This window comes from Amphritea atlantica (assembly GCF_024347255.1).
GTDB lineage: Bacteria > Pseudomonadota > Gammaproteobacteria > Pseudomonadales > Balneatricaceae > Amphritea > Amphritea atlantica.
In genome coordinates, this window is record NZ_AP025284.1 from 2,206,960 (window position 1) to 2,220,148 (window position 13,189).

A 13,189-nucleotide genomic window follows, 5' to 3' on the forward strand; every position below is an offset into this window, starting at 1 on the left:
TTATCGCAAGAATAACAGTAATAGGGGAAAGTGATGGCTGTATATGACTATGATGTCATTGTAATCGGATCCGGTCCTGCCGGTGAAGGCGCGGCAATGAATGCGGCGAAAAAGGGGCGTCGTGTAGCCGTAATAGAGTCTCAGGATTCAGTGGGTGGTAACTGTACCCATAAAGGCACTATCCCTTCCAAGGCGCTGCGTCACTCAGTCAAGCAGATCATTGAGTTCAACACCAACCCTATGTTCCGTGATATCGGCGAACCTCGCTGGTTTTCCTTTCCTAAAGTGCTTAAGCGTGCCGAAAAAGTTATCTCAAACCAGGTCATGATGCGCACTAATTTCTATGCCCGCAATCGTATAGATCTGTTTTTTGGTCAGGCAGAGTTTGCTGATAAAAATACTGTATTGGTGACGGGTACGGTTAAGGGTAATGAAACCCTGCGGGCTAAAAACATCATTATTGCTACCGGCTCGCGGCCTTATAAGCCGGATGATATCGACTTTAATCATCCGCGTATCTATAACAGCGATACTGTACTGACCCTCAGTCATACTCCCCGGACGCTTATTATTTATGGTGCCGGTGTTATCGGTTCTGAATACGCTTCTATCTTCAGTGGTTTGGGCGTTAAGGTCGATCTTATCGATTCGATGGACCGCCTGTTATCTTTTCTGGATGCTGAGATCTCCGATTCACTGAGTTATCACCTGCGTAATAATGCGGTGAAGATACGCCATAATGAAGTCTATGAAAAAGTTGTCGCTGATGAGCGAGGCGTAACTCTGACGCTGCGTTCAGGCAAAATGATCCGGGCGGATGCTTTTCTCTGGTGTAATGGGCGTAGCGGTAACACCGACATGCTGAAGCTGGAAAATATCGGTCTGGAGGCGAACAGTCGGGGGCAGATTGAGGTCGATGAACACTACCGGACCAAGTCAGAAGGGATCTATGCCTGTGGTGATGTGATCGGCTGGCCTGCGCTGGCATCTGCGGCGCTTGACCAGGGGCGTGCAGCGTCTTCAGATATGCTCAATGCAGAGGATTTCCGTTACATTAATGATGTGCCCACCGGTATCTATACTATTCCAGAGATCAGCTCTATCGGTAAAACCGAGGAGCAACTGACGGAAGAGTGTGTGCCTTATGAAGTTGGACAGGCCTTTTTCAAGGATACCGCCCGTGCGCAGATTTCCGGTGAGCCGGTGGGGATGCTGAAGATTCTGTTCAACCGGGATACGCTGGCAATATTGGGTATCCACTGCTTTGGAGACCAGGCTTCTGAGATCGTACATATCGGTCAGGCGATTATGAATCAGGCGGGCGAAGCGAATACCATAAACTACTTCGTCAACACCACCTTTAACTATCCGACCATGGCAGAAGCCTATCGGGTAGCAGCCATTGCAGGGTTGAACCGTATCTCCAATCTGTAACAGAATGGCAATAAAAAACCGCCTCATTGGGCGGTTTTTTTGTCTGTATTATCGATCAGTGGTATCGTCGTCGGGTTTTTCAGGCGTTTTATAGAAGCCATCCTCATAATACTTACCGGTTACACCGAGTTTTCTTTCAATCCAGCGATTGTAGTGTTTCCAGAGGAAGAAACCGGGGGTCATACCGATCATGATCCCCAGCATCAGTCCGGCTCCGGCATACTTTTCTGGCATCTGAGCCGTCACCCAGTCGTAAAATCCAGTGCTGTCGATCACCAGATAATAAGCGATAAGAAACAGCAAACCAAACCCTGTGGCGATGTGATGTAACAGCTTGTTATGGGTACTGCTATCGGAACTGTTTAAGTTGTCAGACATTGATTTGGTTATCCAAGGTAACGGTGTACTCTGATGCTTGGCAGAAAGGGCTGAGGATCTATTTTCAGATCACTGCGTTCCACCCGACTGCGCGTTTCAGGCGGTGTAAGCGGTGGCTCATTATACGCGGGGAGGGTGGGGTTATCACTGTTAAGGGCGATAATAATCGGCAATGATGTATTCAGCGCTTTACGCAGGGTGCTGTCTTTGTGTTTCCAGACCGGATTGGCCCGCATAACCGGTACCTGGTTTTGAACCTGTGCCAGCATATCGCCGGGCCGTAGCTGACCGACAGCCTGTAACTGCATCTGAATATGGGGTTGACTGGTGTCCAGTTTTAGCAGTTTTTCTTCAGCTTCTCTGGGGGTGAGTTTGCGAATGCTGCGGCCGCTGCTGTACCAGCTGAAACCGATGCGGCTGGGGCAGGTTTCAAACAGCGGTATCTGACGATAACACTGCTTGAGATGAAGTCTTGATGCACCATGGCGATGCAACATCGCGGCGAGCGTTTCACTGCGTCGGTGAAGCAGTTGCAGGGTATCGGCGGACTGGCTCAGTTGATAACGGGTTGCGAGGGATTGAAAATCAGCTTTCGCGGAATTAAGTCTGAGAGTCGCCTGAATCAGATCAGGATTGGCACCGATCATGCCGTGCTGAGTGAGTGTGGTACGGCCGTCCTGTCCGTCGCGATACCAGATATCTGTATAGAGGCTGGCCGCTTGTGGCAGGCTGCGGGCTGTTTCGCCCGGTAACCAGAAGGGCAGTTTACTGTTTAGTAGTTGCTCAGAGAAACATAGCAGAGCCTGATTAAGCTGGTTGAGACTTTCAAGCAGTTCAACCGTATCAGTACTGCTCATCGTTCTGCTGTCGTTCGCGGGTCTGGCTGGTGAGAATATAGCGGGCAACAATCATCCGGCTGCTTTCGGGCATATCGCTGAATTCGATACCAATTTTGTATTGGCCCTGTTCATTTTTTTCGCCACTATAGAGAACCTGTCCATACAGCAGTAAGCCTGAGTAGGTTTCTTCAAATACGACTTTGAGAGCGAGATAGCTTTTAAGAGGGATCGGCTCTTTACTGTAAAAACTCATGCCGCCTTCACTCAGGTTGATCTCCTGAGTCGTCAGATTTTCAAATTCCACATCACTTTTAGCGATGGCATGAGCGATGGCATCAATCTTGTTGTTCATGTTTTCGAGATAGGTCGCAACCAGAGGGTCTTTCTGAGCGATTTTGCGCAGCTGATAACTGTTGTCCTGGCTAAACTCCTGAAGCTGAGTCAGTAACAAAAAGAAGGGGGAAACCTGAAACTGCGTCGGCAGACGGCCGTGTTGCATCTCATCTTCCGTGATGACTTTATAGTCTACCGCTACTTTGCCGTTGATGCGGAAATACTGGCGACGTTCCTGGTTCAAAATACAGCCCTCGTGAATTGGTCACTTTTCCTGAGTATAACGAATATTATTCTGATTTTGTTAGAGAATTTTATCAGTCTGTGATTTAATCCCGGCCATGTTTAGACCATTCTCTCTGTACGTTGGGTTGCGGTATACCTCAGCCAAACGGAACAACAACTTTATTTCATTTATCTCGCTGGTCTCAATGCTGGGACTGATGCTGGGAGTTGCTGCGCTGATTGTTGTGCTTTCGGTGATGAACGGCTTCGACCGTGAACTGAAAGAACGTATTCTTGGCATGGTGCCCCATGGCACCATCTCTGACTATGGTCAGCCGCTGGAAAACTGGCAGGCAGTCGCTGCTAAGGTTAACCAGAAGGCTGGCGTCGTAGGCACTGCACCCTACATTCAGGCGCAGGGGATGCTGACAAACCGGGGTGTCGTTCGTGGCGTACTGATCAATGGTATAGAGCCTGAACTGGAAAAAAAGATCTCCATTCTGGATGAAAACATCAAAGCTGGCAGCCTGGATGCATTGAAGCCGAGAAGTTACGGTATTGTTCTGGGTGCATTACTGGCCCGTTCCATGGGCGTTTCTGTGGGCGATAAGGTAACGCTGGTGCTTCCCGAAGCTTCCATTAGTGTTGCCGGGATTATTCCGCGTCTGAAGCGTTTTACCGTTGTCGGAGTGTTTGAAGTCGGGGCCGAGCTGGATGCCAGTCTTGCCTATATCAATATCGAAGATGCAGCACGACTTAAACGGATGGACCGAGGTGTTGATGGTATCCGTCTGGAGTTTGACAACCTGTTTCAGGCACCCGCCAGAATCCGGCAGATTATTGCTGACCTGGGCGAGTTTTATCGGGCCAGTGACTGGACCCGTACGCACGGTAATCTGTTTCAGGCGATCCAGCTGGAAAAGAAGATGATCGGGCTGCTGCTATTTCTGATCGTGTTTGTGGCGGCATTCAATATTGTTTCGACGCTGGTGATGGTGGTAACTGACAAAAAAGGGGATATCGCTATCCTCAGGACACTGGGGGCAACACCGGGTCGAATCATGCGGATCTTTATGGTGCAGGGCACTGTCATCGGAGTGATGGGAACGCTGCTGGGATCGGTTCTGGGTATCCTGCTGGCGCTGACCATTACCGATATTATCGCCTGGATTGAACATACTTTTGGGATTCAGTTTCTCAGTGCGGATGTTTATTTCATTAGCTATCTGCCCTCACAACTACAGCTGGGTGATGTCGTGGTGATTATCTCTGTGGCCCTGGGAATCAGTTTCCTGGCAACCATCTACCCGGCCTGGCGGGCGTCCCGGACACAACCGGCGGAGGCGTTGCGTTATGAGTGATCTGGTTCTGCAGTGTATCGATCTGAAAAAGCGTTACGGTGATGGAGATATCGCAGTAGAGGTTTTGCGGGGGATAGAGCTTCAGGTAAAGCGGGGAGAGACCCTGGCGATAGTCGGCAGCTCCGGTTCCGGGAAGAGTACCCTGCTGAATATGCTGGGGGGACTTGATCTGCCCAGTTCCGGGGATGTTCGCGTTGACGACCAGTCTTTGTTTGAGATCAGTGAACAGGAGCGGGCACAGCTGCGCAACCGCTCACTTGGGTTTGTTTATCAGTTCCACCATCTGTTAGCAGAATTCAGCGCGCTTGAGAATGTAGCGATGCCCTTGCTTATCAGAGGGGAAGCGATCAGCAACGTGCGCGAACAGGCGACTGCAATTCTGCACTCGGTGGGGCTTTCTCATCGTCTTGAACATAAACCGTCGATGCTGAGTGGTGGTGAACGTCAGCGGGTGGCCATTGCCCGGGCGCTGGTCACTAACCCTGCCTGCGTGCTGATGGATGAGCCTACCGGTAATCTTGATCGTCATACCGCTCAGGAGGTGCAGGCGCTCATGGATAAACTGAACAACGAGTTTGGTATTTCGTTTGTGGTGGTGACCCATGATCCACAGCTCGCTGAAAAACAGGGACGGGTTGTTGAGCTGAAAGATGGTTTACTACAGCAACTGAACAGTTAAGAGGGTCAGACCGAACTATCTGTACGCTGAACGTTACGTTTCACGATTAAAGCCGGAATCTATTCCGGCTTTTTGCTCTGAGCAGTTTTGTCTGACTGCTTGCCAGGAGTGGCCTCATCGCTATCTTGCGATTCTTTATCCCGTATGAGTTTACGCAGTATAAACTTGCGGCTTTTTCGGTTGCGCCAGCTTTTATTGACATGCCAGACCCAGAATCGCTGCATCAGCAGATAACCCAGAGTTCCGCTGACAATACCACACACCAGTGAGCCGACCAGCAGAGGTAGCCAGATATGTTCCAGTTCAGCCTTAATCCACTCCATCGTTAACTCAAAATCTATAGCAACCGGGTCTACACCTAGAATCAGGGTGCCGATCCAGTAAGCGAAATAAAACATGGGGGGGATAGTGATCGGATTGGTCAGCCAGACCAGGCCCACTGAAATTGGCAGATTGCTGCGTACGAACAGAGCCGCGACTGCAGCAATAAGCATCTGTGATGGCAGCGGTATAAATGCACAGAATAAGCCTACGAAAAATGCCCTGCTGACGGACTTACGGGTCAGGTGCCACAGATTTGGGTCATGTATATGACTTCCAAGCCAGCTCAGGTAGCGGTTGGACTTGAGTTTACGCTCATCTGGCATAAATTTTCTGATAAGTTTGCGCGGCATCAGGAAGAAACTATAGTTAGCTGATGGGAGGGGCTCATTATGCCCCCTTACAAACTGTAAGCCAACCGGTAATCATGGATGATTGGTATCGCTTTGGGTGTTTTGCTGGTGGCCTGGCTGCCTCGGCTGATCTCATTTCCAACTCTGACTCTTCTGCTGACATTGCTACTGCTATGTTTACTACTGTCTTGCCGGGGCTTTTTATCCTCTGGGGTGCGAATCCAGATAGCAGGTTTGTTATTCGGGGTTATTTATGCCACTGGCTGGGGTTATCTCAATCTGAGTCAGCGCATGCCGATGGATATGCCGGCACAGGAGTTCTCGGTCAGCGGAACGGTTACAGGTTTGCCGCAAAACCGGCCCGCTATGATCCGCTTCAGCTTTGACGTAGACCACTACTCTCCCTCACTGCCTGGGGCTGATCTGAAGCATCTGCAACTGAGCTGGTATCACCCTGAGGGGGAAATTGTCCCGGGTCAGCAGTGGCTGTTTAAGGTCCGGCTGAAACCGCCACGAGGGCTGATGAATCCCGGTAGCAGTGATTATGAAACCCGCCTGTTTGCTGAACAGATTAATGCCCGGGGTTATCTGCTGTCTGCCAGACTGATTCGCGGACCCGGGGAGAGCGGGGCTCAGCAGATCGCCTACCTGAGATATCGGATTGCAGAGTGGCTAAGCCAGTTATCACTGACGGACAGAAGTGAAGCAACCATCAGGGCGTTATTGCTGGGGGACAAGCAGGGACTGAAGGATGACCAGTGGCGCGTTCTGCGACAAACCGGAACAGTCCATCTGGTGGTTATCAGTGGTCTGCATATCGCAATTGCCTGCCTGATCGGGTATTGGTTAGGCAGTTTGGTTCAGTGGCTGGCCGGGCGTGTTTTGCCGGGGCAGGCTGATATTCGTGCTTACCGTATTGTGCCTGCGTTACTGCTGGCATCCAGCTATGCGCTGCTGGCGGGGTTTAGTATTCCCACTCAGAGGGCGCTTATCATGGCGTTGTCTATGTTGTTGCCCGGGCTGTTTAACCGCCATCTGGGAATCTGGACGCGATTCCAGTTGGCACTGGTGATTGTTTTGTTGCTGCAACCCCTGAGCTTCTATCAGCCTGGTTTCTGGTTATCGTTTGCCGCAGTCGGGGCGTTGCTGTTGTCGACTACAACAAATCCAGTGAGTTATCGGCTTAAAGCTGTTGTTGCTACACAATGGTCAGTGTTTTTGGGCTTGTTCCCGCTGCTGTTGTTCTGGCTTGGTCAGGTTGCTCTGATCGCACCGCTGATCAATATCGTGGCGATTCCGTTACTCACCTTTATTCTGATTCCCGGCGTCGTACTGGGCGTGCTGCTCTGCCTGGTTAATGCTGAGCTGGGGAGCGCGCTGTTGAATGGGCTGTTGAACCAGTTTTGGTTATTGTTACAGGTCTGCGCTCCCTCTGATGGACAGGCGATGTTGTTCAGTCGTCCAGCTCTTTTGCCGGTACTGCTGGGCGGGTTGGCGGCGATATTGCTGAATCTGCCCCGCTGGATGGGCGTTGGTTTTTTTGCGCTGCTCATGCTGACTGTGCTGATTTTTCCACCTGAACAACCGGTTGATCAGGGCGACTTTCGGGCAACAGTAGCGGACGTTGGTCAGGGGCTTGCCGTACTGATTGAGACCAGTAGCAAAGCTGTACTGTTTGATACAGGTGCCGCGTATCGTGGTCGCAGTACTGCCCGTTTCACTCTGATACCGATGCTGGAAAGTCGCAATATCAGTCAGCTTGACCGGCTGATTATCAGCCATAAAGACAATGATCATGCGGGTGGCTATGCTGATCTGGCAGAAACATTCACAGTTAAGGCTCTGGATTCAGGTAGTCCGGCGATTCGACGCCGTCTACCCGCGCAACCTTGCGTACCTGGTGATAGCTGGGAGTGGGATGGTGTTCGCTTCAGCTATATTCAGCCTGCCGGTCTGAAGCAGACCAATGAAAATAACCGCTCCTGTGTGCTACTGGTACAGTCAGAAAACTGTTCGATTCTGATTCCTGGAGATATCGAGAGCAGTGTCGAGCAGCAGATCATGAATACGCATCCCGGTTTACATGTTAACTGGCTGGTTGCCGCTCATCATGGCAGCCGTTTTTCCAGTTCTGCCGAGTGGTTAAACGGTTTAAGACCGGACTGGGTACTGTTCAGTTCTGGTTTTGACAACCCATATGGGCATCCTGCCAGAGAGATTATTGATCGATTACAGCTGCTTAAGCTGAACTGGCTGAATACCTCGGACAGCGGCGCAGTGATTATTCAGGGTAGCGCAGACCATTGCCTGACCGAATCCTATCGAGATCAGAAAAAGCGTTACTGGTCAGCGGGTTAATCACTACTCTGGCGTGAGACTCTATGCTAGAGTATGGGCCGGTTTGAAGGAGGAGTTCTGGTGTTTGAGTTGATTCAATCCGGTGGTTGGCTGATGGTGCCAATTATCGCCTGTTCTATATTGTCTCTGGCGATCTGTCTGGAGCGTTTTTGGGTGCTGCAGAAGAAGCGGGTAGCGCCAGATAATCTGTTATCTGAAGTCTGGATGCGGGTACGCAGCGGTGAAATGACCCCTGAGCGCCTGCAGATGATCCGTAATGAAAGCTCGTTAGGGCAGATTATGGTCGCTGGTCTTAATAACTCCAATCATGGTCGCGAGATCATGCGGGAGAGTATTCAGGAAGCGGCTTATCACGTTATGCACCAGATGGAGCGATTTCTGAACTCGCTGGGCACTATCGCTGCTATCTCACCTCTGTTAGGGCTGTTAGGGACCGTTATCGGTATGATCAAAGTGTTTGCTGAGATCATGCTGCAGGGGACCGGCAATGCAAATGTGCTCGCCGGAGGCATCTCTGAAGCATTGATTACAACCGCTGCGGGTTTATCTGTAGCGATTCCGACACTGGTATTTCACCGTTATTTTCAACGTCGTGTTGAGACTCTGCTGATTGAGATGGAGCAGGAGTGTCAGAAACTGGTTGAAGTAGTTCACGGTGAGCGTGAAGTAGATTTCGAGTAACTGATGAGTCGATTGAAATTCAGACGTAAGCCGAAAGAAGAGGTTTCCGTTAACCTGACGCCATTGATCGATGTGGTTTTCCTGTTACTGATCTTCTTTATGGTATCCACCACGTTCACGAACGAGTCGCATCTGCAGATCAGTCTGCCGGAGGCCGATGGTGAGGCCTCTGAGACCCAGGCAGAATCCCTTGAGGTACTGATCAGTGTTGATGGTGGCTATACGGTGAATGGTCAGAGCCTGCTGAACAGTCAGCCGGACACCTTGCGCCGGGCGATTATCGATCAAGCCGGCGACAATCGTAAGCTGCCCTTTATTATCTCCGCTGATGCCAAAACACCGCACCAGTCGGTGGTTACCGTTATGGATGTTGCCGGTAAGCTAGGGTTCGCCGCGCTGAGTATTACGACCCAGCAACCGGCCGAGCAGTAAACATGGGGCTGGAGCAGGCCTGGTACAGAAGCAGTCGCTGGCTATGCCTTCTGCGCCCGCTGGAGTTGCTATTCCGTGGTATCGCAACCCGGCGACGACAGCGCTATCGGGATGGTTTGAAACCCAGCTGGACCGCGCCGGTACCGGTGATTGTCGTTGGTAATATCTCGGTCGGTGGAACCGGTAAGTCGCCACTGGTGATCTGGCTGGTCGAGTATCTGCGCCAGCAGGGCTATAAACCCGGTGTTATCAGCCGTGGATACCGTGCCACACCGCCGACGAACCCCTATTTTGTAACATCAGATTCAACCGCTGCTGAAGCGGGTGATGAGCCCCTGATGATCGTCCGTCGAACCCACGTTCCGCTGGTCATCTCGCCTGACCGGGTTGCTGCTGCAAAGCTGTTGCTGGAGCAGACCGGGTGCGATCTGATCATCAGTGATGATGGTTTGCAGCATTACGCACTGAACCGAACTCTGGAAATAGCAGTGATCGATGGTGTGCGGGGCTTTGGTAACCGGCGCTGCCTGCCTGAAGGTCCGCTCAGAGAGCCGGTAGAACGGTTGAATGATGTTGATCTGATCGTGGTAAACGGTGGCTCAGCGGAGACACTGCTGGATACCTCCCAGGCAGCTAAAGCGTTTAGTATGACGCTGCAACCGGGGCATTTGGTGTCATTATCATCCGATACTGCTGTCTCTGCGGACCAATGGAGTGGTTGTCGACAGGTTAATGCGGTAGCCGCAATTGGTAATCCTGAACGTTTTAGTCATACATTGAAAGCCTTAGGGTTTACGCCCGAGCTGCACAGTTTTCCTGATCACCATCATTTTAGTCAGAGTGATCTATCCTTTGAACAGCAGCTGCCGTTGATAATGACTGAAAAAGACGCAGTAAAGTGCGATCATATAGCACTTGAAAATAGCTGGTATCTGCAGGTTGATGCAGCGCTGGGGGAGGGCTTTTCAGTCTCTCTCGAACGACTGCTCAGCCGCTGACCCGCGACGTAACAATTATTACAGCACTTCACACAGAGGCACTAACGATGGATAAGAAACTGCTTGATATCCTGGTTTGTCCGGTATCTAAAGCACCGGTTGAGTGGAACAAAGAGACCAATGAACTGATCTGCCGCAGCTCCGGTCTGGCATACCCGATCCGTGATGATATTCCGGTGATGCTGGAGACCGAAGCTCGCACCCTGACCGCAGACGAACGTTTGGCGAAGTAGGTTACGATATGCCTTTTTCCGTTGTTATCCCTGCACGTTTTGGTTCATCCCGTTTTCCCGGTAAGCCGCTGGCGGAGATTGCCGGTAAGCCGATGGTTCAGCATGTCTATGAACGGGCCATTCTGAGCGAGGCTCAGCGGGTCATTATCGCCACCGATGATCAGCGTATAGCGGATGCTGCCAGCGGCTTCGGTGCCGAAGTCTGTATGACCTCGGCTAACCATCCTTCCGGCACAGACCGGCTACAGGAAGTGGTTCATTCGCTGGGGTTTTATGCTGATGATATTGTGGTAAACGTACAGGGGGACGAGCCTCTGATCCCACCCCGGGTGATCAATCAGGTGGCGCATAACCTTAGTGCCGTGACTGAGGCCAGCATTGCCACCCTGTGTGAGCCTATCAATGATATCGGGTCTGTACTCAACCCCAACGTAGTTAAAGTGGTGGCAGATTCCCGGGGACGGGCGCTCTACTTTAGCCGGGCACCGATTCCCTGGCCAAGAGATGCTTTTACCTCTCAGTCTGGGCGTGAAGTGATGCCTTCAGGTGTCAATTTTCAACGCCATATTGGTATCTATGCATACCGGGTTAAACTGCTGAATGACTTTGTCCAGTGGGCGCCAGCCCCCATTGAGGAAACCGAGTGCCTGGAGCAGTTAAGAGCGATGTGGAACGGCGCCGTTATCCATGTTGAAGAGGCGGATGAGTTACCTCCGGCAGGCGTTGATACACCGGAAGATCTGGAGCGTATTCGTCATCTGTTTGAACAATGATCTGCTAAAATAATCTCTATTGATTCAGAGCCAGTTTGCTAAGTAAGCTGGCGCGCTGGCTGATTTATTGAGGTGTCTTTATTCAACTGAACCAGCCTTAATGGCTGGTTTTTTTTCAACACTTAGCGTGAACTTATCTCATCCGTTGCCTGCCAAATCATTTTGCAACAGTTTGTTTTATAATGAGCAGTATTGAGACAGCTAAGTCTGCGCATCGTTAATTGTGAGAGTAAGTGCTTTGAAATATCAGGATAAAAGATCGGTTCTGTTTGTATGTCTGGGGAATATTTGCCGTTCTCCTACCGCTCATGGGGTGTTTCGTGCGCTGGTGGAACAGCGGGGCATGACTCACCTGATTGAGATCGATTCTGCCGGTACGGCAGCCTATCATATAGGCAATCCGCCTGATCACCGCTCAGTTACTGTCGCGCGTCAGCGAGGGTATGACCTGAGCGACCTGCGGGCGCGTCAGGCGATCAGTGCCGATTTTGATCATTACGATTACATCCTGGCGATGGATAAAGAAAATCTTGCAGAGCTTAAATCGATCTCTCCAGCAGGCTTTCAGGGGCACCTGGGGTTGTTTCTTGATCTTGCTGAGCTGGAGCTGCGTGAGGTGCCTGATCCCTATTATGGCGGCCCTGCAGGTTTTGATCGGGTGCTGGATCTGGTAGAAGCGGCCTCAGAGGCTCTGTTGGACCGTATCGCCAAAGAGCTGAAACAATGAGTCTTCTGTTTCAGGAAAATGTCTCTCTAAAGCCCTATAACAGTTTTGGTTTTGACGTTTCAGCACGCTACTTCGCGCTTCTGGACAGTGCTGAACAACTTGGCGATGTCCGGGATTTTGTTCAGCAGCACAATATGCCGGTACTGTTTATCGGCGGTGGCAGTAACCTTGTTCTGACCGCGGACCTGGATCAACTTGTGGTTGTTAACCGTATTCAGGGGATGCAGATAACTCCTGGTCAGGACGGTGAGCTGCTGGTTACCGCAGGTGGAGGGCAGGACTGGCACGGTTTTGTGCGCTGGTGTCTGGAGCAGGGAGCGTACGGTCTGGAAAATCTCTCGCTTATACCCGGTACCGTGGGTGCAGCACCGGTTCAGAATATCGGTGCTTATGGGGTAGAGATTAAAGATCGGATGGTGGGTCTTGAGGCATTTGATCTGGAGACGGGTCAGCAGGTTTATTTCGCCACTGCGGAGTGCCAGTTTGATTATCGTGACAGCATCTTTAAAAGCCGTTTTCCCGGTCGGTATCTTATTACATCGGTGACCTTTGCTCTGAGTTCTGAGTTTAATCCTGTACTGCACTATGGCGGCATCGCTCAGCAGTTAGAGGCGCGCAATATGACTGAGATTGAGCCTATACAGCTCAGTGACCTGATCTGTGAAGTGCGTAATAGTAAACTGCCACAGCCAGAGTTACTGGGCAATGCGGGGAGTTTCTTTAAAAATCCGGTTATCCCTGAGCAACAGGCTGAACAGTTGCAAAAGGATTTTCCGCAGATGGTTGTTTTTGCGGATAAGCCTGGCTATTGCAAACTTGCGGCTGGCTGGCTGATCGATCAGTTGGGCTGGAAAGGGCGTCGCGAGGGCGGGGCAGGTGTGTATGAGAAGCAGGCGCTGGTGCTGGTAAATCATGGCAGTGCCACCGGAGCCGAGATCGTCGAGCTGGCGGGGGCAATTCAGGCCGACGTATACAAGCAGTTTGGGGTGATGCTGGAGATAGAACCCCGCTGCTATCCCTGACAGGGGCTGTCGCTCTGCTTCCTGTTATAAACCATAAACATA

15 protein-coding genes are annotated in these 13,189 nt (G+C 51.2%); 11 read left to right on the top strand and 4 right to left on the bottom strand.

Features of this window, described 5'->3' with window-relative positions; genetic code table 11:
• The first annotated feature begins 33 nt into the window (after positions 1-33).
• The gene (gene sthA, locus OCU43_RS10120; protein WP_091358336.1) at positions 34-1,434 is read left to right on the top strand and encodes a Si-specific NAD(P)(+) transhydrogenase; all 1,401 of its coding nucleotides are present in this window, start codon (positions 34-36) and stop codon (positions 1,432-1,434) included.
• Between the two features lie 48 nt (positions 1,435-1,482).
• Here the strand turns inward: sthA and OCU43_RS10125 are convergent, their stop codons facing one another.
• Genes OCU43_RS10125 through OCU43_RS10135 form a run of 3 tightly spaced genes read right to left on the bottom strand, consistent with a single transcriptional unit; the run spans position 1,483 to position 3,228 of the window.
• Complete coding sequence (locus OCU43_RS10125) at positions 1,483-1,812, bottom strand: hypothetical protein (protein ID WP_091358337.1); 330 nt, start codon at positions 1,810-1,812, stop codon at positions 1,483-1,485.
• An 8-nt stretch (positions 1,813-1,820) separates the two neighbouring features.
• Entirely contained in the window at positions 1,821-2,669 is an 849-nt protein-coding gene (locus tag OCU43_RS10130) for a hypothetical protein (RefSeq protein ID WP_091358340.1), read from the bottom strand.
• Positions 2,656-3,228: a PilZ domain-containing protein gene (locus OCU43_RS10135; RefSeq protein WP_091358342.1), complete on the bottom strand. Its 573-nt coding sequence runs from the start codon at positions 3,226-3,228 to the stop codon at positions 2,656-2,658. The genes OCU43_RS10130 and OCU43_RS10135 overlap by 14 nt, the downstream gene beginning before the upstream one ends.
• A gap of 97 nt (positions 3,229-3,325) precedes the next feature.
• On the opposite strand from OCU43_RS10135, the gene OCU43_RS10140 reads away from it, so the two are divergent.
• Positions 3,326-4,570 (top strand): lipoprotein-releasing ABC transporter permease subunit, encoded by a 1,245-nt coding sequence (locus OCU43_RS10140; RefSeq protein WP_091358344.1) that lies wholly within the window; start codon positions 3,326-3,328, stop codon positions 4,568-4,570.
• Positions 4,563-5,249, top strand: coding sequence for a lipoprotein-releasing ABC transporter ATP-binding protein LolD (gene lolD, locus OCU43_RS10145; RefSeq protein ID WP_091358347.1), 687 nt, complete (start codon positions 4,563-4,565; stop codon positions 5,247-5,249). Before OCU43_RS10140 ends, lolD begins: the two co-directional genes overlap by 8 nt.
• Positions 5,250-5,308: 59 nt before the next feature.
• Here the strand turns inward: lolD and OCU43_RS10150 are convergent, their stop codons facing one another.
• Positions 5,309-5,896, bottom strand: a complete 588-nt coding sequence (locus tag OCU43_RS10150; RefSeq protein WP_245756570.1) for a DUF2062 domain-containing protein — start codon at positions 5,894-5,896, stop codon at positions 5,309-5,311.
• Positions 5,897-6,001: 105 nt separating this feature from the next.
• On the opposite strand from OCU43_RS10150, the gene OCU43_RS10155 reads away from it, so the two are divergent.
• The 8 genes from OCU43_RS10155 (at position 6,002) to murB (ending at position 13,147) form a co-directional block, all read left to right on the top strand.
• A complete protein-coding gene (locus tag OCU43_RS10155) occupies positions 6,002-8,281 on the top strand; it encodes a DNA internalization-related competence protein ComEC/Rec2 (RefSeq protein WP_091358353.1) in 2,280 nt (759 codons plus the stop codon).
• 60 nt (positions 8,282-8,341) lie between these two features.
• A complete protein-coding gene (locus OCU43_RS10160) occupies positions 8,342-8,962 on the top strand; it encodes a MotA/TolQ/ExbB proton channel family protein (protein WP_091358608.1) in 621 nt (206 codons plus the stop codon).
• A 12-nt stretch (positions 8,963-8,974) separates the two neighbouring features.
• A complete protein-coding gene (locus OCU43_RS10165; protein ID WP_091358356.1) occupies positions 8,975-9,394 on the top strand; it encodes an ExbD/TolR family protein in 420 nt (139 codons plus the stop codon).
• A 2-nt stretch (positions 9,395-9,396) separates the two neighbouring features.
• Positions 9,397-10,392: a tetraacyldisaccharide 4'-kinase gene (gene lpxK / locus OCU43_RS10170; RefSeq protein ID WP_091358359.1), complete on the top strand. Its 996-nt coding sequence runs from the start codon at positions 9,397-9,399 to the stop codon at positions 10,390-10,392.
• Positions 10,393-10,439: 47 nt separating this feature from the next.
• Positions 10,440-10,625 (top strand): Trm112 family protein, encoded by a 186-nt coding sequence (locus OCU43_RS10175; protein WP_091358362.1) that lies wholly within the window; start codon positions 10,440-10,442, stop codon positions 10,623-10,625.
• Positions 10,626-10,633: 8 nt separating this feature from the next.
• Positions 10,634-11,398, top strand: a complete 765-nt coding sequence (kdsB, locus tag OCU43_RS10180) for a 3-deoxy-manno-octulosonate cytidylyltransferase (RefSeq protein WP_091358365.1) — start codon at positions 10,634-10,636, stop codon at positions 11,396-11,398.
• 238 nt (positions 11,399-11,636) lie between these two features.
• Positions 11,637-12,125: a low molecular weight protein-tyrosine-phosphatase gene (locus tag OCU43_RS10185; protein WP_091358368.1), complete on the top strand. Its 489-nt coding sequence runs from the start codon at positions 11,637-11,639 to the stop codon at positions 12,123-12,125.
• Positions 12,122-13,147 (top strand): UDP-N-acetylmuramate dehydrogenase, encoded by a 1,026-nt coding sequence (gene murB, locus OCU43_RS10190; protein ID WP_091358371.1) that lies wholly within the window; start codon positions 12,122-12,124, stop codon positions 13,145-13,147. Before OCU43_RS10185 ends, murB begins: the two co-directional genes overlap by 4 nt.
• Positions 13,148-13,189: the final 42 nt, after the last annotated feature.